Annotated in this window: 16 protein-coding genes; 8 read left to right on the forward strand and 8 right to left on the reverse strand. The window is 72.6% G+C overall.

Translation table 11 applies throughout. The annotated features are described in order from the left end of the window. Positions 1–372 precede the first annotated feature (372 nt). Together ileS and AB4039_RS36735 are read right to left on the reverse strand one after the other, a co-directional pair. Positions 373–3,519 carry an isoleucine--tRNA ligase gene (gene ileS, locus AB4039_RS36730; RefSeq protein ID WP_442272798.1) on the reverse strand — a complete coding sequence of 1,049 codons (3,147 nt, stop codon included), beginning with the start codon at positions 3,517–3,519 and terminating at the stop codon, positions 373–375. Positions 3,520–4,024: 505 nt separating this feature from the next. Beyond that, entirely contained in the window at positions 4,025–4,354 is a 330-nt protein-coding gene (locus AB4039_RS36735; RefSeq protein ID WP_442272799.1) for a hypothetical protein, read from the reverse strand. On the opposite strand from AB4039_RS36735, the gene AB4039_RS36740 reads away from it, so the two are divergent. The 5 genes from AB4039_RS36740 (at position 4,344) to AB4039_RS36760 (ending at position 8,978) form a co-directional block, all read left to right on the forward strand. After that, positions 4,344–4,838 carry a TraR/DksA C4-type zinc finger protein gene (locus AB4039_RS36740; RefSeq protein WP_266838568.1) on the forward strand — a complete coding sequence of 165 codons (495 nt, stop codon included), beginning with the start codon at positions 4,344–4,346 and terminating at the stop codon, positions 4,836–4,838. The genes AB4039_RS36735 and AB4039_RS36740 overlap by 11 nt on opposite strands. 230 nt (positions 4,839–5,068) lie before the next feature. Then, a complete protein-coding gene (gene lspA, locus AB4039_RS36745; protein WP_266838567.1) occupies positions 5,069–5,635 on the forward strand; it encodes a signal peptidase II in 567 nt (188 codons plus the stop codon). 97 nt (positions 5,636–5,732) lie between these two features. Beyond that, entirely contained in the window at positions 5,733–6,674 is a 942-nt protein-coding gene (locus tag AB4039_RS36750) for an RluA family pseudouridine synthase (protein ID WP_266838566.1), read from the forward strand. Further along, positions 6,671–7,135, forward strand: a complete 465-nt coding sequence (locus tag AB4039_RS36755; RefSeq protein WP_266838565.1) for a GNAT family N-acetyltransferase — start codon at positions 6,671–6,673, stop codon at positions 7,133–7,135. The genes AB4039_RS36750 and AB4039_RS36755 overlap by 4 nt, the downstream gene beginning before the upstream one ends. A gap of 250 nt (positions 7,136–7,385) precedes the next feature. Then, positions 7,386–8,978: a Na+/H+ antiporter gene (locus tag AB4039_RS36760; protein ID WP_442272800.1), complete on the forward strand. Its 1,593-nt coding sequence runs from the start codon at positions 7,386–7,388 to the stop codon at positions 8,976–8,978. Positions 8,979–9,128: 150 nt separating this feature from the next. On the opposite strand, the gene AB4039_RS36765 is transcribed toward AB4039_RS36760, so the two are convergent. Then, entirely contained in the window at positions 9,129–10,127 is a 999-nt protein-coding gene (locus AB4039_RS36765; protein WP_266838563.1) for an SDR family NAD(P)-dependent oxidoreductase, read from the reverse strand. Beyond that, entirely contained in the window at positions 10,124–11,305 is a 1,182-nt protein-coding gene (locus AB4039_RS36770; protein WP_442272801.1) for a UDP-N-acetylglucosamine--N-acetylmuramyl-(pentapeptide) pyrophosphoryl-undecaprenol N-acetylglucosamine transferase, read from the reverse strand. The genes AB4039_RS36765 and AB4039_RS36770 overlap by 4 nt, the downstream gene beginning before the upstream one ends. Positions 11,306–11,378: 73 nt before the next feature. Between AB4039_RS36770 and AB4039_RS36775 the strand changes: the two genes are divergently transcribed. Both AB4039_RS36775 and AB4039_RS36780 read left to right on the forward strand, forming a co-directional pair. Beyond that, on the forward strand, positions 11,379–12,062 hold the full coding sequence (locus AB4039_RS36775; protein WP_030228071.1) for a response regulator transcription factor: 684 nt from the start codon (positions 11,379–11,381) through the stop codon (positions 12,060–12,062). Further along, on the forward strand, positions 12,059–13,438 hold the full coding sequence (locus AB4039_RS36780) for a sensor histidine kinase (protein ID WP_266838561.1): 1,380 nt from the start codon (positions 12,059–12,061) through the stop codon (positions 13,436–13,438). The genes AB4039_RS36775 and AB4039_RS36780 overlap by 4 nt, the downstream gene beginning before the upstream one ends. Positions 13,439–13,492: 54 nt before the next feature. Here AB4039_RS36780 and AB4039_RS36785 read toward each other — a convergent pair whose 3' ends face one another. Beyond that, on the reverse strand, positions 13,493–14,530 hold the full coding sequence (locus AB4039_RS36785) for a mechanosensitive ion channel domain-containing protein (RefSeq protein ID WP_266841576.1): 1,038 nt from the start codon (positions 14,528–14,530) through the stop codon (positions 13,493–13,495). 63 nt (positions 14,531–14,593) lie between these two features. Here AB4039_RS36785 and AB4039_RS36790 point away from each other — a divergent pair, with 63 nt between their 5' ends. Beyond that, positions 14,594–15,172, forward strand: a complete 579-nt coding sequence (locus AB4039_RS36790; RefSeq protein ID WP_266838560.1) for a dienelactone hydrolase family protein — start codon at positions 14,594–14,596, stop codon at positions 15,170–15,172. A 132-nt stretch (positions 15,173–15,304) separates the two neighbouring features. Here the strand turns inward: AB4039_RS36790 and AB4039_RS36795 are convergent, their stop codons facing one another. From AB4039_RS36795 to AB4039_RS36805, 3 genes are all read right to left on the reverse strand, one after another. Continuing rightward, positions 15,305–16,261: a zinc metalloprotease gene (locus tag AB4039_RS36795; RefSeq protein WP_266841575.1), complete on the reverse strand. Its 957-nt coding sequence runs from the start codon at positions 16,259–16,261 to the stop codon at positions 15,305–15,307. Between the two features lie 223 nt (positions 16,262–16,484). Then, positions 16,485–18,167 (reverse strand): alkaline phosphatase D family protein, encoded by a 1,683-nt coding sequence (locus tag AB4039_RS36800; RefSeq protein ID WP_266838559.1) that lies wholly within the window; start codon positions 18,165–18,167, stop codon positions 16,485–16,487. A gap of 120 nt (positions 18,168–18,287) precedes the next feature. Then, complete coding sequence (locus AB4039_RS36805) at positions 18,288–19,082, reverse strand: DsbA family protein (RefSeq protein ID WP_266838558.1); 795 nt, start codon at positions 19,080–19,082, stop codon at positions 18,288–18,290. Between the last annotated feature and the right edge of the window lie 157 nt (positions 19,083–19,239).

The following is a 19,239-nucleotide window of genomic DNA, read 5'->3' on the forward strand; positions in this document are numbered from 1 at the left end:
GCCTTACGGGCCGGGCCCGGTTCCCCTTCGGGGGCACCGGGCCCGGCCCGTTTCCGCGTTCCGGTGCCGGTCCCGTGCCGGGTGCGGGTGGGTTGCCGCTGCGCGGGGCTGGTCCCCTACCCGCCCTTCCACCGTTCCCCGGGCTCCGCCCGGACCCTTCGGGGGCTCCGCCCCCGGACCCCCGCGCCTCAAACGCCGGCGGGGCTGGATTTTGGCCGGCCGGATTGCCCGCAGGGCAATTCCAGCCCCGCCGGCGATTGAGGCGCGGGCGCGGAGCGCCGTGTCGGGAGCCGCCCCGCGACCGAGGGGAGTACCGGAAAACGAAACGGCCCGCACCCCCCGGAGGGAGAGGTGCGGGCCGCCGGCCCGGCGTTACGCCTTGCGGAGGCGGAACGTCAGGGACAGGGACTCGTCCGTGAACGGCTCGCCGTACGCCGCGTCCGCCTCGCCGGAGGCGAAGTCCGTGGCGAGGACCTCGTCCGCGATCAGGGCCGCGTGGTCCGTCAGGGCCGTGACGACCTCCGGCTCCGTGGCGGACCACCGCAGGGCGATGCGGTCCGCCACGTCGAGGCCGGAGTTCTTGCGGGCCTCCTGGATCAGGCGGATCGCGTCACGGGCGAGGCCCGCCAGCTTCAGCTCCGGCGTGATCTCCAGGTCCAGGGCGACCGTCGCGCCGGAGTCGGAGGCCACCGACCAGCCCTCGCGCGGGGTCTCCGTGATGATGACCTCCTCCGGGGTGAGCGAGACGGACTCCCCGTTCACCTCGACCTCGGCGGAGCCGGACCGCAGGGCCAGCGACAGCGCCGCCGCGTCGGCCGCGGCCACCGCCTTCGCCACGTCCTGCACGCCCTTGCCGAAGCGCTTGCCCAGCGCCCGGAAGTTCGCCTTGGCCGTGGTGTCCACCAGGGACCCGCCGACCTCCGAGAGGGAGGCCAGGGAGGAGACGTTCAGCTCCTCCGTGATCTGGGCCTGCAGCTCCGGCGAGAGCGCGTCGAAACCGGCCGCGCCGACCAGCGCGCGCGACAGCGGCTGGCGGGTCTTGACCCCGGACTCCGCGCGGGTCGCGCGGCCCAGCTCCACCAGGCGGCGGACCAGCAGCATCTGCCGCGACAGGACCGGGTCGATCGCGGTGGCGTCCGCGACCGGCCAGGTGGACAGGTGCACCGACTCCGGGGCCTCCGGGGTGACCGGGACGATCATGTCCTGCCAGACCCGCTCCGTGATGAAGGGGGTCAGCGGGGCCATCAGGCGGGTGACCGTCTCGACGACCTCGTGCAGGGTGCGCAGGGCGCCCTTGTCGCCCTGCCAGAAGCGGCGGCGCGAGCGGCGCACGTACCAGTTCGAGAGGTCGTCGACGAAGACGGAGAGGAGCTTGCCGGCGCGCTGGGTGTCGTAGGACTCCATCGCCTCGGTGACCTCGGTGACCAGGGTGTGGAGCTCGGAGAGCAGCCAGCGGTCCAGGACCGTGCGGCCGGCCGGGGCCGGGTCGGCCGCCGAGGGGGCCCAGCCGGAGGTGCGGGCGTACAGGGCCTGGAAGGCGACCGTGTTCCAGTACGTGAGGAGGGTCTTGCGGACGACCTCCTGGATCGTGCCGTGGCCGACGCGCCGCGCCGCCCACGGGGAGCCGCCGGCCGCCATGAACCAGCGCACCGCGTCGGCGCCGTGCTGGTCCATGAGCGGGATCGGCTGGAGGATGTTGCCCAGGTGCTTGGACATCTTGCGGCCGTCCTCGGCGAGGATGTGGCCCAGGCAGACCACGTTCTCGTAGGAGGACTTGTCGAAGACGAGGGTGCCGACCGCCATCAGCGTGTAGAACCAGCCGCGGGTCTGGTCGATGGCCTCCGAGATGAACTGCGCCGGGTAGCGCTTCTCGAAGATCTCCTTGTTCTTGTACGGGTAGCCCCACTGCGCGAACGGCATCGAACCCGAGTCGTACCAGGCGTCGATGACCTCGGGGACGCGGACGGCCTCCAGGGAGCAGCCCTCGGCCGTGCAGGTGAAGGTGACGTCGTCGATGTACGGGCGGTGCGGGTCCAGGTTCGAGTGGTCCTGGCCGGAGAGCTCCGACAGCTCGGCGCGGGAGCCGACGCAGGTGAGGTGATTCTCCTCGCAGCGCCAGATCGGGAGCGGGGTGCCCCAGTAGCGGTTGCGGGACAGCGCCCAGTCKATGTTGTTGTTCAGCCAGTCGCCGAAGCGGCCCTGCTTGACCGAGTCCGGGAACCAGTTCGTCTTCTCGTTCTCCCGCAGCATCGCGTCCTTGACGGCGGTGGTGCGGACGTACCAGGACGGCTGGGCGTAGTAGAGCAGGGCCGTGTGGCAGCGCCAGCAGTGCGGGTAGCTGTGCTCGTAGGCGATGTGCTTGAAGAGCAGGCCGCGCGCGTCGAGGTCGGCGGTGAGCTTCTCGTCGGCCTTCTTGAAGAAGACGCCGCCGACCAGCGGGACCTCCTCCTCGAAGGTGCCGTCGGGGCGGACCGGGTTCACGACGGGCAGGCCGTACGCGCGGCAGACCGCGAGGTCGTCGGCGCCGAAGGCGGGGGACTGGTGGACCAGACCGGTGCCGTCCTCGGTCGTGACGTACTCGGCGTTCACGACGTAGTGGGCGGGCTCCGGGAACTCGACCAGGTCGAAGGGGCGCTGGTACGTCCAGCGCTCCATCTCCTTGCCGGTGAAGGACTCGCCGGTGGCCTCCCAGCCCTCGCCGAGGGACTTCTCCAGCAGCGGCTGGGCGACGACCAGCTTCTCCTCGCCATTGGTGGCGACGACGTAGGTGACCCCGGGGTGCGCGGCCACGGCCGTGTTGGACACCAGGGTCCAGGGGGTCGTCGTCCAGACCAGGAGGGCCGCCTCGCCCGCGAGGGGGCCGGAGGTCAGCGGGAAGCGGACGTAGACCGAGGGGTCCACGACCGTCTCGTAGCCCTGCGCCAGCTCGTGGTCGGAGAGGCCGGTGCCGCAGCGCGGGCACCAGGGGGCGACGCGGTGGTCCTGGGTGAGCAGACCCTTGTTGAAGATCTCCTTCAGCGACCACCACACGGACTCGACGTACTCGGGATCCATGGTCCGGTAGGCGTCGTCCAGGTCGACCCAGTAGCCCATGCGGGTCGTGAGCTCGGTGAACGCGTCGGTGTGGCGGGTCACGGACTCGCGGCACTTGGCGTTGAACTCGGCGATGCCGTAGGCCTCGATGTCCTGCTTGCCGTTGAAGCCGAGTTCCTTCTCGACGGCGAGCTCGACGGGCAGGCCGTGGCAGTCCCAGCCGGCCTTGCGGGCCACGTGGTAGCCGCGCATGGTGCGGAACCGGGGGAAGACGTCCTTGAAGACGCGGGCCTCGATGTGGTGCGCGCCGGGCATGCCGTTCGCGGTGGGCGGGCCCTCGTAGAAGACCCACTCGGGGCGTCCCTCGGACTGCTCCAGGGTCTTCGCGAAGGTCTTGCTCTCGCGCCAGAAGTCGAGGACCGCGTGCTCAAGGGCAGGCAGGTCGACCTGGGCGGGTACCGGGCGGTACTGCGGCGGTGTGGTCATGAGGCTGAACTCTTCCTCCGGCGGGGTGTCAGTTCCGTCCGGAGGGACGAGAGCGCTGCTGCTCCCGCGGTACCACCCTCCTTGGCCCCCGGACAGGTCCGGCGGCCCCCTCATTGGGGTGCGAAGCCGGTTCTACTCGCCCCACGGGGATCCGTACGGGCTTTCTTCCGGCGGCTCAGGGGTGATCCTTCACATCGCGCTCGCCCCCGGGCTCTCACCGTCCCCGGGTCGCTCCTGGCTGCGTCCGACGCTACTCGTCCCCGTCCATGCCTCTCGCTGCGCCCAGTGTAAGGGCCGGGGCCCGGGTCGGCAGACAGGTTATCGCGGCGTCCGCGGCGTGACCCGGACGGGCTGATCGCCCGGTACGGGATCCAGCGGGGCGGGTGGGGCGGATTACCGGGCTTCCCGCTGGGCACAACGGATGCAGGTTGACCTCGATGGACGCGTGCCCCGTTGCCGTGTGGTCGGCGCCGATTTATCGTTCCGGCACGATTCGCGAACAAGATCACAGTATGTGAAAAGGGGCCGCGGCCATGGTGGCGAAGAAGACGGCGACGCAGGAGGTGGCTGCTGTGCCAGGCTCCACGCCTGCCGCCAAACGGGCTGCTCCGGCCGAGAAGACGGCGGCGAAGAAGACAACGGCGAAGAAGACCACTACGAAGAAGGCCGCCGCGGAGAAGACCGCGGCGCGGAAGGCCCCGGCGAAGGCTGCCGACGCCACGGCGACGAGGGCGGCCGCGAAGACCACCACGGGCAAGGCGGCGGCCGTCCCGGCCGCGGTCGAGGGGGCGGCCCCGGCCGCGCGGAAGACGGGAGCTCGGAAAGTGGTTGCCAAGAAGACTGCGGGTACGGCCAGGAAGACGGCCGCTGCGGCCACCAGCGGGCTCCCCAAGGCGCGGGTCACGGCGGCGGCCACCACGCCCGGCGAGCTCGCCGTACGCCCCGGCGAGGACCCCTGGACCGAGCAGGAGGTCGAGGAGGCCCGTACGGAGCTGGTCTCGGAGATCCTGCGGCTGCGTACCGAACTCGACGCCTCCGAGGTGGCCATCACGGGCCTGATGCGGGACTCGGGGGACGGCGCGGGCGACGACCAGGCCGACACCGGGACCAAGAACATCACCCGGGAGTCCGAGCTGGCCCTCGCCGCGAACGCCACCTCGATGCTGGAGCAGACCGAGCGGGCCCTGGAACGCCTGGAGGCGGGCACGTACGGACTCTGCGAGAACTGCGGGCAGCCCATCGGCAAGGCGCGGATGCAGGCCTTCCCGCGGGCCACCCTGTGCGTGGACTGCAAGCAGAAGCAGGAGCGGAGGCACTAGGCCGTCTCTTCCGGRTCTTGTCGGTCAGGCCCGCGTCGTCCGGTGGCGCGCATCGGCGTGCTGGCGGGGCGCCCTTGTACCGGACGTACTCGGGTGCCCCGCCAACGCGGCGAGGTGCGGTGCCGGGCCGCGCGGGACAGGCAAGATCCGGAAGGGACGGCCCGGGCGCGAGGTGCGTCCCCTGACGTACTCTCGTGTCTCGTCGGGATCGAGCTAGTCGAGGGACTCACGTGGCAGAGGCGGAGCGCATCATCGGTACGCCGGAGGTCGGGGACGACGCCGAGCCGCAGTCGGGGCCGGACGCGCCCAAGGGGCGCCGGCGGATCGCGGCGCTGCTCGTGGTGGCGGTGCTCGCGTACCTGGTCGACCTCGGCAGCAAGATGCTGGTCGTGGCCCGGCTGGAGCACCAGCCCCCGGTCCGGGTCCTCGGTGATCTGCTGCAGTTCAACGCGATCCGCAACCCCGGCGCCGCCTTCGGCTTCGGCGAGGCCTTCACGATCATCTTCACCTGCATCGCGGCGACCGTGATCGTGGTGATCGTCCGGCTGGCGCGCAAGCTGTACAGCCTGCCGTGGGCGATCGCCCTCGGTCTGCTGCTGGGCGGCGCGCTGGGCAACCTCACCGACCGGATCTTCCGCTCGCCGGGGGTGTTCCGCGGCGCGGTGGTCGACTTCATCGCCCCCGCCCACTTCGCCGTCTTCAACCTCGCGGACTCGGCGATCGTGTGCGGCGGCATTCTGATCGTCCTGTTGTCCTTCAAGGGCCTGGACCCGGACGGCACCGTCCACAAGGACTGATCGCGGGCCCGTCGGGGGCCCGCCGTACGCCCCGTCGCGGGCCGGTGCCGGGCCGATCGCGGGAATGGTCCTCTGCCGAGTCCTGCATACTCGACGGGTGAGTACGATTCCCGAGATCCGCACCCTGCCCGTTCCCGATGGCCTCGAAGGCGAGCGCGTGGACGCCGCCATCGCCCGTATGTTCGGTTTCTCCCGGACGAAGGCGGCCGAGCTGGCGTCGGAGGGGAAGGTCTCGGTCGACGGCAGCGTCGTCGGCAAGTCCGAGCGCGTGCACGGCGGCGCCTGGCTCGAAGTCGAGATGCCCGCCCCGCCGCGCCCGGTCGAGCTCGTCGCCGAGCCCGTACCCGGCATGGAGATCGTCCACGACGACGACGACATCGTCGTGATCATGAAGCCGGTCGGCGTCGCCGCGCACCCGAGCCCCGGCTGGACCGGCACCACCGTCATCGGCGGCCTCGCCGCCGCCGGCTACCGGATCTCCACCTCCGGCGCGTCCGAGCGGCAGGGCATCGTCCACCGCCTCGACGTCGGCACCTCCGGCCTGATGGCCGTCGCCAAGTCCGAGCGCGCGTACACCTCGCTGAAGAACCAGTTCCGCGAGCGGGTCGTCGACAAGCGCTACCACGCGCTGGTGCAGGGTCACCCGGACCCGATGAGCGGCACCATCGACGCGCCGATCGGGCGCCACCCCAGCGCCGACTACAAGTGGGCGGTGATCCAGGAGGGCAAGGCCTCCGTCACCCACTACGACCTGATCGAGGCGTTCCGCGCCGCGTCGCTGCTGGACATCAAGCTGGAGACGGGGCGCACGCACCAGATCCGCGTACACATGTCCGCGCACCGCCACCCCTGCGTCGGCGACCTGACCTACGGTGCCGACCCGACCGTCGCCAAGCGGCTCGGGCTGACCCGGCAGTGGCTGCACGCCGTGCGGCTCGGCTTCGAGCACCCGGCCGACGGGCAGTGGGTGGAGTTCGAGAGCGGCTACCCGGCCGACCTCCAGCACGCGCTGGATGTGATCCGGGCCGAGAGCCAGTGACTTCCGTCTCGGTGCGGGTGGCTTCCTCGGAGGAGGACCTGGCCGCCTGCTACGCCGTGCGGACCGACGTCTTCGTGGTCGAGCAGTCCGTGCCGGAGTCGATCGAGTACGACGCGTACGACGCGGTCGCGGTGCACGTGCTGGCCGTGGGCCCGGACGGCGGGGCCCTGGGCACCGGACGCCTGCTGCACGGCCCCGAGGCCCTCGGCAAGACCGGCGCGCCCGAGGTCGGCTCGCTGGGGCGCCTCGCCGTACGGAAGTCCGCGCGCGGACTGGGCGTCGGGGTCGCGCTGGTCCGGGCGATCGAGGCGGAGGCGGCCGGGCTGGGACTGACGGCGGTCGACCTCGGCGCGCAGACCCACGCGACGGGCTTCTACGAGCGGCTCGGCTACGTGGCCTACGGGCCGGAGTTCCAGGACGCGGGCATCCCGCACCGCTCGATGCGGCGCCCTCTGCCGTAGCCCTGGCCGGGCCCGGTCACCGGACCCCCGCGACCGGTCGCGCGGCGGGTCCCGCGGGCGCGGGTCACGACACGGCGCTCCGCGCCCGCGCCTCGAACGCCGGCGAGGCTGGGATCGCGCTCTGCGGGCGTTCGATGCGCTGTCCCGCGCAGGACGCGCGATTCGCCGGGGGTGGGCCGGGGGCCGACACGCCGGTGTGGTGGCCCCCGACCCTCGTGGCCCAGCGGCAGCGGCCTGGCAGGGTGGGGGAGTGGATCAGCTTGCTCTGCTGTTCGTGCTGCTGCTCGGGGCCGTCGTCACCGTTCCGCTCGGGGACCGGCTGGGGCTGCCCGCGCCCGTGCTGATGACCATCGCCGGGGTGGCGCTGGCACTGGTGCCCGCCGTGCCGAACGTCGACATCCCGCCCGAGTACATCCTGCCGCTCGTGCTGCCCCCGCTGCTGTACGCCTCCGCGCAGCGCACCTCCTGGCGCCAGTTCGCGGCCAACGTGCGGCCGATCCTGCTGCTGGCCGTGGCCCTGGTCTTCGTGACCACCGCCGCCGTCGCGGCCGTCGCGCACGCCGTCGTGCCGGGGCTGCCCGTCGCCGCCGCCGTCGCGCTCGGCGCGCTCATCGCCCCTCCCGACCCCGTCGCGGCCACCGCCGTCGCCGGCTCGCTCGGGCTGCCCCGCAGGATGGTGTCGATCCTGGAGGGGGAGGGGCTGTTCAACGACGTCACCGCCATCGTGCTCTACCACGTGGCCGTCGCCGCCGTCGTCAGCGGCAGCTTCTCGTGGCCCGACGCGCTCGGGGAGTTCGTGCTGTCCGCGGTCGTCGCGGTGGCCGTGGGGCTCGGGCTCGGCTGGGTGGCGCAGTGGATGATGGGCCGGCTCGGGGACGCCACGCTCCAGATCGGGCTGACGCTGCTCGTGCCGTTCGTCGCGTACGTGGTGGCGGAGGAACTCCAGGGCTCGGGGGTGCTGGCCGTGCTGACGACCGCCCTGTTCCTCGCCGAGTTCGCCTCGGACGCCGACGACGTGCTGGGGCGGCTGGCCGGGCACACCTTCTGGGAGATCGTCGACACGCTGGTCACCGGCGTGGCGTTCGGACTGATCGGGCTGGAACTGCACAACGTCTTCGGCGTCGCGAAGAGCCGGGCCTGGGAGATGGCCGGCTGGGCGGCGGTCGTGATCGTGGTGGTCGTCGCCGTACGGCTGCTCTGGCTGCTCCCGGCGGGCTGGCTGGCGAAGAAGCTGCACCGCCGGCGCGACTACGACGAGGAGATCCCGCTGAGCTGGCGGGAGAGCGTGGTGATGTGGTGGGCCGGGATGCGCGGGGTGGCCTCGGTGGCGCTGGCCCTGGCCATCCCCCTGCGCACGGACGCCGGGCAGCCCTTCCCCGGCCGGGACGAGATCGTGTTCATCGCCTTCGCGGTGATCATGGTGACCCTGGTGTGCCAGGGGCTGACGCTGCCCTGGCTGGTGCGGCGGCTGGGGGTGGAGGCGGACGCGGACGCCGAGCGCGAGGGCCGGCGGCAGCTGGCGCTGCGCGCGGCGAAGGCGGCGAAGCGGCGGCTGAAGGAGATCGAGGAGGTCGAAGACCTGCCCGAGGACCTGGTGGAGACGCTGTACCGGCGCGCGTACGACGTCGGGGCCAGGATCAGCCCCGACCTGGTCGACGAGGAGCGGCGGGAGGCGTACGGGAAGCGGGTGGAGCGGATCCGGGACGTGCAGCGGATCCAGCGGGAGATGATGTCCGCCGCCCGGCACGAGGTGCTGGCCGCGCGGAGCGAGCCGGGGGCGGACCCGGAGATCGTGGACCGGGTGCTGCGCCACCTCGACGTCCGCAGCCTGCGAAGCCCGTAGCCGGGGCGGGGGCCGGGTGGTGCCGCTGCCGAACCGGGCCCGCCCCGGTCCCGGTGGTGGCCGGGCCCGCCCCGGCCCCGGTGGTGGCCGGCCCCGCCCCGGCCCCGGTGGTGGCCGGCCCCGCCCCGGCCCCGGTGCGCAGGAGACGGCCTAGACCTGGTAGCGGTCCGGGGCGAAGAGGTGCAGGTTCGCCGCGATCCAGTCGGAGGTGCGGCGCAGGCCCTCCGGCAGGGAGACCTCGGGCTTCCAGCCGGCCCATGCGCGGGCGCGGGAGTTGTCCGAGAGGAGGCGCTGGACCTCGCTGCCCGAGGGGCGCAGCCGGGACGGGTCCACGACCACCTCGGCGTCCCGGCCCGAGGCCGCGATCAGCGCCTGCGCCAGGTCGCCGACGGATATCTCCTGGCCGGAGCCGAGGTTGACCACCTGACCCAGCGCCCGGTCGCACTCCGCCACCGCGAGGAAGCCCTCGGCCGTGTCCGTCACGTACGTGAAGTCCCGGGTGGGGGACAGGGAGCCGAGGCGGACCTCGTGGGCGCCCGAGTGCAGCTGGGCGAGGATCGTCGGGATCACCGCCCGCGCCGACTGGCGCGGGCCGTAGGTGTTGAAGGGGCGCACCACCGTCACCGGCAGTTCGAAGGCGTGGTGGAAGGAGAGCGCCATCATGTCCGCGCCGATCTTCGAAGCGGAGTACGGGGACTGCGGCTGGAGCGGGTGGTCCTCCGTGATGGGCGCCGTGAGGGCCGTGCCGTAGACCTCGCTCGTGGAGGTGTGGACCAGGCGGCGTACGCCGTGGCGGCGGCAGGCCTCCGCCATGTTCTGCGTGCCGGTGACGTTCGTCTGCACGTACGCGCCCGGCGAGGCGTAGCTGTACGGGATCCCGATCAGTGCCGCGAGGTGGAAGACGGTGTCGCACCCGGCCACCGCGTCGCTGACCCGGCCCGCGTCGCGGACGTCGCCCGCCCACATCTCCACCGGCCCGCCGGGGTCGGCCAGGTAGCGGGCCAGGTGGCCCTTCTCGCCGTACGGCTTGTAGTGCACGAAGGCGCGGACCCGGGCGCCCCGCGCCACCAGCAGGTCCACCAGTGTCGAGCCGATGAACCCCTCGGCCCCGGTGACGAGGACGGTGCGGCCGGTCCAGTTCGTGGTCATGCGTGCTCCAAGGTGGGAAGGGAGAGGCCGGCCACACGGAGGACCTCCGCGGCCAGCAGTTCGGCGGCCCGCGCGTGCGGGCCGGGGTCGGCGGCGCCCGCCATCGACGCCAGCCGGGCCGGGTCGGCCAGCAGCGGGCCGATGAGCTCGGCGAGGCGTTCGGCGGTGGCCTCCGCGTCGGACAGCAGCAGCCCCGCGCCCGCGTCGGACAGGACCCGGGCGTTGTGCGTCTGGTGGTCGCCCGGGGCGTGCGGGTAGGGCACGAGCACGGCCGGGACCCCGGTCGCCGCGAGCTCGGCCACCGTCGCGGAGCCCGCCCGGCACACCACCAGGTCGGCGGCCGCGTAGACGAGGTCCATGCGGTCCAGGTACGGCACGGCACGGGCGATCCGCCGGCCGCCGGTCGCGGTGAGGTCCGCCTCCGTGTCGGCCAGCGCCGCCGGTCCCGTCTTGATCAGCAGCTGTACGTCGTCCCGCCCCTGCCAGAGCCCGGCCAGGGCGACGGCCGCCCCGGTGAGGCGTACGGCGCCCAGGCTGCCCCCGTTGAAGACCACCAGCCGTCGCCCCGGGGGGACCCCCAGGGCGAGCCGGGCCTCGGCGCGCAGCTCCGCCCGCCGCGGGCCGGGGAGCTCCGCGAGCCCCGCCAGCGCCGCGGAGATCGGCATGCCGGTGGTCAGCGCCCTCGCCCCGCCCGCCAGGAGGGAGCGGCTGCGGTCGAAGGCCACCGCGACGTGCGGGGTGAGGCGGGCCGCGAACCGGTTGGCCCGGCCGGGCACCGCGTTCGACTCGTGGATCACGGCCGGCAGCCCGGCCAGCCGGGCGCCGAGCACCACCGGCGCGCTCGGATAGCCGCCCATGCCGACGACCGCGTGCGCGCCCTGCGTCCGGATCACCGCACGGGCCTGGTGTGCCGAGCGCAGCAGCGCGGCGGGCAGCAGGTAGCGCTTCGCGCCCAGCGCCGGGTCGAAGGGGATCATGTCAACGGTGTGCAGGCGGTAGCCGGCGCCCGGTATCAGCTCGGTCTCCAGGCCCCGTTCGGTCCCGACGAACGAGATCACGGCCCGCGGGACGGCCGCGCGCAGCGCCTCGGCGAGGGCGAGCCCCGGGTAGATGTGGCCGCCGGTGCCGCCCGCGCCGATCACGACGGAGAGCGCCGCCGGTGTGTGTCGAGTGGTCATGGACGCACACTCGCGGTGCGTCCTAAGAACGTTCTAAGAGGTTCTCGGCGATGCCTTTGGCAGGCTTTGTCCCATGAGGCAGAGGATTCTGGTGGTCGACGACGAGCCCGAGGTGCGGGCCGCCGTGGAGGACGGCCTGGCCATCGAGGGGTTCGAGGTGCGGGGAGCGGCGGACGGGCTGGCCGCTCTGTCCGAGGTGGCGCGCTGGGAGCCGGACGCGGTCGTCCTGGACGTGCTGATGCCGGTGCTCGACGGCCTGGGGGTGTGCCGGCAGCTGCGGGCGATGGGTGACCGCACGCCCGTGCTCGTCCTGACCGCGCTGGACTCCGTCAGCGAACGCGTCGACGGGCTGGAGGCCGGGGCCGATGACTACCTCGTCAAACCGTTCGCGCTGGACGAGCTGGTCGCGCGGGTGCGGGCCCTGCTGCGGCGGGCCGCCCCCGAGCCGCCGGGCGCCGCCCCGCTGGGCTTCGACGACCTCGTTCTGGACCCCGGGACCCGGACCGGCCGGCGGGGCGGGCGGCCACTGGAGTTCAGCCGGACCGAGGCCGCGCTGCTGGAACTGCTCCTGCGCCACCCCGGGCAGGTACTTCCGCGCGAGCTGATCCTCGAACTGGTGTGGGGGCAGGACTTCGGGCCGGACTCCAACTCGCTCGCCGTGTACGTCGGCTACCTGCGCCGGAAGCTGGAGGCCGGCGGCGAGCCCCGGCTGGTCCACACCGTGCACGGGGTCGGCTACCGGCTGGACACGGCGTGAAACGCGGTGACCGGCGGCGGAGCGCCGCGTCCTGGCGCAGGCGGGGGCCGCTGCGGACCCGGCTGGCGCTGTCCGTCACCGCGGCCGTGGCCCTGGTGGCCGTCGTGGTGTGCGTGACCGCGTTCTTCGTCGTACGGGACGCGCTGTACTGGCAGCTCGATCTCAACCTGACCCAGTCCGCCCGGCTCGCCGCGCAGCGCGACCCCGACGAGGGCCCCGGCACGCTGGCGGGGGAGTGCCGCTTCCTGGCCGCCCCCGCGTGTGCGGAGGTGGTGCCCGCCGACCCGGCCCAGGACCCGCCCGCGCCGGGGCTGCTGCCCGTGGCCCCGGCCGCGCGGCAGGTCGCCGCCGGCACGCGGGCCCCGTACTTCTCGAACATCACGGTGGACGGGCACCCCGCCCGGATGCTCACCACCGATTACGCCCAGGGGCGGGCCCTCCAGGTCGCGCTGCGGGCCGACAGTGTCGAGGGCGGTTCGCGGGAGGCCGCCTGGTGGCTCGTCCTGACGGCGGTGGCGGGGGTGCTGCTGGCCGCCGTAATCGGCCGCTGGGTCTCCCGGACCGGCCTCGCCCCGGTGACCCGGCTGACCGCGATGGCCGAGCGGATCGCCGCGACCCGGGATCCGCGGTACCGCATCGAGCTGCCGCCGCCGGGGCGGGAGGACGAGATCACGCGGCTGGCCGGGAGCTTCAACACGATGCTCGGGGAACTGGAGCAGTCCGTCACCGCCCAGCGGCGGCTGGTCGCGGACGCCTCGCACGAGCTGCGGACCCCGCTGACGGCGCTGCGGACCAACGCGGAACTGCTGGCCCGGGCCGACCGGCTGACCACCGCGCAGCGCGAGCGGGCGGCGGCCGCGCTGGGGCGCCAGCTGCGGGAGGTGACGGGGCTGGTGAACGACCTGATCGAGCTGGCGCGGGACGAGGAGCCGACGCCGTTGGTGGAACAGGTGCGGCTGGACCTGCTCGTGCGGCACTGCGCGGAGTCGGCGGGGGCGCACTGGCCCGCGGTGGAGTTCCGTGTGGAGACGGCCGAGGCGGTGGTGCCGGGGGTGCCGGCGCGGCTGAGCCGGCTGGTGGGGAACCTGCTGGACAACGCGGCGAAGTTCAGCCCGCCGGGGCTGCCGGTGGAGGTGGAGCTGACGGCGCACGACGGCGGGGCCCCCGAGCTGACGGTCCGCGACCACGGTCCGGGCATCGCCCCGGAGGACCTGCCGTACGTCTTCGACCGCTTCTACCGGGCCGGGACCGCCCGCGCCCTGCCGGGCTCGGGGCTGGGGCTGGCGATGGCCCGGCAGATCGCGCGGGCGCACGCGGCGGAGCTGACGGCGCAGCCCGCACCCGGCGGCGGAGCGCTGCTGCGCCTGACGTTCTGACCGCTGCGCACCGGCCCGGGGCGTCCCGGACCGACAAGATCCGGAAGGGACGGCCTAGGGGCGGGGGTCGGTCTCCGAGGTCGTGACGCGGGGGAAGGCGTACGGGTGCTGGGCGGACAGCCAGGCGACCAGCTGCTCGCGCACCGCGCAGCGCAGGGTCCACACCTCGTCGGCGTTCTTCGCCGTGACGACGGCGCGCACCACGATGGTGTTCGGGGTGGTGTCGGTGACGGCCAGGGAAGCGTTGCGGCCGTCCCATTCGGGGATGTCCTTGAGGAGCTCAGCGAGCTTGTCCCGCATCAGGGCGACCGGCGCCGCGTGGTCGAGGTGGAAGAAGACGGTGCCGGTGATCTCGGCGCCGCCGCGCGACCAGTTCTCGTAGGGCTTGCTCGTGAAGTACGAGACCGGCATCGTGATGCGGCGCTCGTCCCAGGTGCGGACCACGAGGAAGGTCAGGGTGATCTCCTCGACCGTGCCCCACTCCTTGTCCACGACCACGGTGTCCCCGATGCGCACGGTGTCGCCGAAGGCGATCTGGAGTCCGGCGAAGAGGTTGCCGAGGGTGGACTGGGCGGCGATGCCGGCCACGATGCCGAGGACGCCGGCCGAGGCCAGCATCGAGGCGCCGGCCACCCTCATGGCGGGGAAGGTCAGCAGCATCGCGGCGACGGAGACCACCACGGCCACGGCGACGAGCACCCGCTGGATCAGGGTGACCTGGGTGCGGACGCGGCGGACCCGGGCGGAGTCCGGGGCGGAGGCGGCGTAGCGGGAGTAGACGGAGTCCACGACCGCCGTGGCGATCCGGACGAGGAGCCAGGCGGTGGACGCGATCATCAGCAGGGCCAGGACGTGCCCGACGGCGGCCCGGTGGGCTGGGAAGACGCCCGCCCGCCGGTACGAGGCCTGCAGCAGACCCGTGGCCAGGACCAGCCGGAAGGGCGGGACGCAGCGGCGCAGCAGCCCCCACAGCGGGGTCTCGGTGTGCCGGGCGTCCGCCTTGCGCAGCAGCAGGTCGAGCAGCCACCCGGCGAGCAGGGTGAGGACCAGCACGGCGACGAGGGCCACGACGGGACGCAGGACGTTCTCCATCTCCATACCCAGAACCTAACCGCGACGGGTCCCGTGACCCCCGCCTTCGTCGCGAATGGCACGATGGGAGGCATGAACATCGTGCTCTTCCACTCGACGTACGGGCTGCGGCCCGCGGTGCACGCGGCGGCCGACCGGCTGCGCGCGGCCGGACACCAGGTCCAGGTGCCCGACCTCTTCGAGGGGCGTACGTTCGCGACGGTCGAGGAGGGGATGGCCCACCAGGACGAGGTCGGCCGCGACGAGCTGCTCAAGCGGGCGGTCCTGGCCGTGGCGCCGTACTCCGACCAGGGTCTGGTCTACGCCGGTTTCTCCTACGGCGGCTCCGTCGCCCAGCACCTGGCGCTGGCCGACGACAAGGCGCGCGGACTGCTGCTCCTGCACGGCACGGCGGACCTGGACGAGGACGCGTCGGCCGACGAGCTGCCGGTGCAGCTGCACGTCGCCGACCCGGACCCCTTCGAGCCGCACGACTGGCTGACCGCCTGGTACCTGCGGATGCGGCGGGCCGGGGCGGACGTGGAGGTGCACACCTATCCGGGGGCCGGTCACCTGTTCACGGACCCGGACCTGGACGACTACGACGCGCAGGCGGCGGAGGAGACCTGGAAGGTCGCGCTCGGCTTCCTCGACAGTCTGTAGGGAGCGGGCCCGCGGGACGGACGGAGGCAGGGCCCCCGGCGGTGACGCCGGGGGCCCTGCCGGTTGCGCGGGAGGCGCGGTGGAGCGGATGGAGCGGCCGGAGCGGCCGGAGCCGGGAAGACCGGCCGCGGGTCAGGCGCGGTAGGCCGTCCACATGCTCTTCATGCGCGACACCTGGCCGGCCGTGAACTGGTACATGCAGGAGTCGTACGTGTAGTCCATGAAGTTGTGGATCGGGTCGGCGCCCGGCGCGGTGCAGGTGTCGCGCCCGGTCGGGCACTCGAAGGCGGCGCTGGACTCGGCCGGGGTGTCGGAGACCGAGTCGCCGCTGCCCGTGCAGCCGCCCTGGAAGGTGTGGTACAGGCCCATCCAGTGGCCGACCTCGTGGGTGGCGGTGTCGCCCTCGTTGTAGTTGGTGGCGGAGCCGCCGGGCAGCGAGGAGTTGAGGATGACGACGCCGTCCATCTTGGGCGCCGAGTTGTAGGAGCTGGGGAAGGTCGCCCAGCCCAGGAGCCCGCCGCCGAGGTTGGCGGTGTAGAGGTTGAGCGCGTTCTTGCCGCCCTTGCGCAGGGCGTTCTTCATGTCCTTCTCGGCCTTGGTGCCGTCCGAGACGTTGTACCAGGTCGAGTTGTCGGTGTAGTCGGTCCCGGCCAGGCTGAACTGGAAGCCGGAGTCGACGTTGCCGGTGCCCTGGCCCGCGTAGGCCGCGTTGAGGACCGAGATCTGGTTGTTGATCTGGGCGGCCGTCAGCTTGCCGGCGGTGCCGGAGGTGATGACGTGCACGTAGACCGGGATGGTCGTGACGGCGGCGACCGCGCCGGCGCGCATGCCCTCGCTCTGCTGCGGGGAGAGCTGGAGCTGGGCGAGCTTCTTCTTCAGGTCGGCGTCCATGGACTTGACCTGGGCGTCGCTGATCTCGTTGGGGTCGGCCGCGTGGTGGTCCTTGGGGCGCGCCACCCGGGCGTTGGCAGGGGCGGAGCCCTGCTCGGCACAGACCTCGGCGGGGGTCTTCGCGGCGGCGGCGGCGACCGTGGTCGGGGCCGTCAGCGGGGCGAAGGCCAGGGTGGAGGCCAGGACGGCCGTGCCCATGAGGCGGCGGCGGAGCAGGGGGGATATGCGGGCAACAGCGCGCACGTTGACTCCTCGCGAAGCGTGGTGGGGGGTGAGGTAGTTCCTCACGCTGGCCGGAAGCTTACGTGTGCATGTCATTCAATTGGCAAGTACCCGGAGGTTAAAGATTTGTTGCCGATGGTGCGGTAGGGGCCCCTGGAGTGCGCCAGAAACCCCTACCGACAGCAGATTTGACGGCCTGTCAGAAAACCGGCCGGTCGGCCCGCTCCACCTTCTGCGTGCCGTTCAGCGTGCGGTACGAGCGCTCCCAGGAGGAGGTCGCGTCCTGCCGCCGCTTGTCCGAGACCACGTAGTAGTCCATCTGCGAGCGCTCGGCCGTCACGTCCAGGACGCCGTATCCGTGGGCGTCCATGTCCAGCCACTTGACGTGCCAGTTCGCGGCCTTGATGGCCGATTCCGCGACCAGCGAGAGCGTGTCCGGCAGGACGTGCAGCATGTCGTCGAGGTTGTCGGAGGTCACCGAGGTCACCACGAACTCGGTCGCCGCCGTGCCCGAACCGGGGTACGTCGCCTTCTCCACCGGGAGCTCGTTCGCCCACGCCATGTGGATGTCGCCGGTCAGGAACACCGTGTTCTTGATGTTCCGGTCCTTCAAGTGGCCCAGGAGTTCCTTGCGGTCGTCCGTGTAGCCGTCCCACTGATCCACATTGATCGCGATTCCGCCCTCGGGCAGGCCGAGCAGCTTGGTGAGCGGCTTCAGCAGGTGCGCGGGCAGCGCGCCGAAGGCCACCGGCGAGATCATCACCGAGGTGCCCACCAGCTGCCAGGTCGCGTTCGAGGAGGCCAGGCCCGCCTTGAGCCAGTCGAGCTGCGCCCGTCCGGTGATGGTGCGCTCGGGGTCGTCCACCGAGCCGCTGCCGACCTTCGTCTGCTGCGAACGGAAGCTGCGCAGGTCCAGCAGGTGCAGGTCGGCGAGGGTGCCGAACCGCAGCCGTCGGTAGACGGTGCCCGCGATCGAGGGGCGTACGGGCATCCACTCGAAGTAGGCCTGCTTGGCGGCGGCCGCGCGGGCCGCCCAGTCGCCCTCGGTGGCGGGGGTGTGGTTCTCCGCGCCGCCGGACCAGGAGTCGTTGGCGAACTCGTGGTCGTCCCAGATGGCGACGATCGGGTGCGCCGCGTGCAGGGCCTGGAGGTCGGCGTCCGTCTTGTACTTGCCGTGCCGGGTGCGGTAGTCGGCCAGCGAGAGGATCTCGTTCCGGGGCTCGTGCGCGCGCACCACGTACTTGGGCTCCGGGTACGCCCCGGTGGCGTACTCGTAGATGTAGTCGCCGAGGTGCAGGATCGCGTGCAGGTCGGTGCGGGCGGCCAGGTGCCGGTACGCCGAGAAGTACCCGGACTCCCAGTTGGCGCAGGACACCACGCCGAAGCGCACGCCGGGGGTGCGGGTGTCGGCGGCCGGGGCGGTCAGGGTCCGTCCGGCCGGGGAGAGCGTGTCGCCGGCGGTGAACCGGTACCAGTACGGGGTCTGCGGGCGCAGTCCGCGCACGTCGGCCTTGACGGTGTGGTCGGTGGCGGCGCGGGCGGTGACGGAACCGCTCGCGACGATCCGGGAGAAGGCCTTGTCCTCGGCCACCTCCCAGCCCACCGCGGTGTCCGGGCCGAGGCCGGAGCCGGGGACGGACTCCGCGGTCGGGGTGACGCGGGTCCACAGCAGGATCCCGTCGGGCAGCGGATCGCCCGAGGCGACGCCGTGCAGGAAGGCGGGGGCGGATCCGGCCGCGTGGGCGGCAGGGGCGCCGAGCGCGGCGATCGGCGCGAGCGCGGCCGTGGCGGCGGCGGCCAGGACGACCGAACGGCGGCGCGGATGTGCCGGGCGGGCGGCCGTGGCGGCGCCGTCGGCGGAGGGGGTGAGATGACTGGTCACGGGCGATCATATTACTGATCGGTATTCAGCCAGGAACAGTCACGAAAAGGGAACGGGTGGGCGAACTCTGGGAGTTCACCCACCCGTTGTCCCGCCCAATTGCGGCCGGATGCGGACGGATCAGCCGGCCAGGGCCTTGTCGATCGCGGCCGTGAACGCCTCCGGCGTCGCCGGGGTGTCGATCTTCTTGCCGTCCATCTTCAGCGTCGGGGTGCCCGTCACCCCGGACTTGTTGAAGGCCTTCGACATGTCCATCGCCCACCGGTCGTACGTACCGTCCTCGACGGCCTTCTTGAACTCGGCGTTGCCCTTGAGCGCCGGGACCGTGTCCGCGACCTTGATCAGGTAGTCGTCCTTGGCGAAGCTGTCGACGCTCTCGTCGGGGTGAAGGTCCTTGGAGTACAGCGCGGCCTTGTAGTCGAGGAAGGCCTGCGGGCTGACGTTCAGCGCCGCGCCCAGCGCGCTCAGCGCGTTCTTCGAGCCCTCGCCCTTGGACGCGTTGTCGATGAAGGTGGCACCGAAGTACCGGAGCTTGTACTTGCCGGCGTCGACGTCCTTCTTGACCTGCTCGCCGGACGACTGCTCGAAGGCGGCGCACGCCGGGCAGCGGGAGTCCTCGTAGATCTCCAGGGTCTTCTTGGCCTCGGGCTTGCCGATGACGACGGTCAGGCCGTCCGCGCCCTCGGTGTTCTTCGGCTTGACCAGGGCGGCATCGGCGGCCTTCTCCCAGTAGCCGGGCTCGTTGCCCTTGACGACCAGGTAGCCGACGCCCGCGGCCAGGGCCAGGACGGCGACGACCCCGCCGGCCACGAACACCTGGCGTCGCGCCTTGTCCTTCTTGGCCTGCTTCTCGCGCTCGATGCGCAGCTTCTCGCGGGCGGCGGCCTTGTTCTGCTGGGTGTTGCGTGCACTCATGATGATCTCCGTGGGACGTGGAAGGACGAGGGGGACTGCCGTACGTACGTCAGGCGCTCGCGAGCGCCGCGCGTACGGGAGGTCCCCTCCGTCCCACGGAATGCGCCGGGAAGCGGGTACGGGCACCCGCGCCCGGGAACGGCCGGCGCGGCGGCCG

The sequence above is a fragment of the Streptomyces sp. M-16 genome (genome assembly GCF_052114405.1).
Lineage (GTDB): Bacteria > Actinomycetota > Actinomycetes > Streptomycetales > Streptomycetaceae > Streptomyces.

Coding starts and splice junctions, on each gene's coding strand:
- AB4039_RS36765 (WP_266838563.1), bottom strand. CDS start 10,127: ATGACCACGAACTGGACCGGCCGCACCGTCCTCGTCACCGGGGCCGAG.
- AB4039_RS36770 (WP_442272801.1), bottom strand. CDS start 11,305: ATGACCACTCGACACACACCGGCGGCGCTCTCCGTCGTGATCGGCGCG.
- AB4039_RS36775 (WP_030228071.1), top strand. CDS start 11,379: ATGAGGCAGAGGATTCTGGTGGTCGACGACGAGCCCGAGGTGCGGGCC.
- AB4039_RS36785 (WP_266841576.1), bottom strand. CDS start 14,530: ATGGAGAACGTCCTGCGTCCCGTCGTGGCCCTCGTCGCCGTGCTGGTC.
- AB4039_RS36790 (WP_266838560.1), top strand. CDS start 14,594: ATGGGAGGCATGAACATCGTGCTCTTCCACTCGACGTACGGGCTGCGG.
- AB4039_RS36795 (WP_266841575.1), bottom strand. CDS start 16,261: ATGGGCACGGCCGTCCTGGCCTCCACCCTGGCCTTCGCCCCGCTGACG.
- AB4039_RS36805 (WP_266838558.1), bottom strand. CDS start 19,082: ATGAGTGCACGCAACACCCAGCAGAACAAGGCCGCCGCCCGCGAGAAG.